Annotated in this window: 1 protein-coding gene; it reads left to right on the top strand. The window is 66.4% G+C overall.

Going from position 1 to position 426, the window contains the following annotated elements:
* Nucleotides 1-426: YcjX family protein (locus EOD07_RS37190; RefSeq protein WP_164772996.1), on the top strand; the 426-nt coding region annotated here is incomplete at both ends.

Genomic DNA, 426 nt, shown 5'->3' with positions numbered 1-426 from the left:
CTGATGACATTGGCGCAGGGCCGGCCGCGCTCCGGATCGCTGCAGGCGATGATGGAGCGCCGCTACGAGGCTTATAAGACGCATGTCGTCAAACCGTTCTTTCGCGAGCATATCGCCCGCCTAGACCGGCAGATCGTGCTGATCGACGCCATGCAGGCGCTCAATGCCGGCCCGGCCGCGATGGCCGATCTGGAGCGCGCCGTCACCGAGATCCTGTCCTGCTTCCGGCCTGGACGCGGCAATTTCCTCACTGATTTCTTCTCGCGCCGCATCGACCGCATCCTGGTCGCCGCGACCAAGGCGGACCATCTGCATCATGAAAGCCACGACCGGCTGCAGGCGATCGTGCGCCGGCTGACCGACCGGGCCGTGGCGCGGGCGAATTTCAGCGGCGCCGCCGTCGATGTCGTTGCCATGGCCGCGGTC

This window comes from Mesorhizobium sp. M2C.T.Ca.TU.002.02.1.1 (assembly GCF_003997225.1).
The sequence above is the reverse complement of the archived record's forward strand: the minus strand, read 5'-3'. Positions and strand labels throughout refer to the sequence as shown.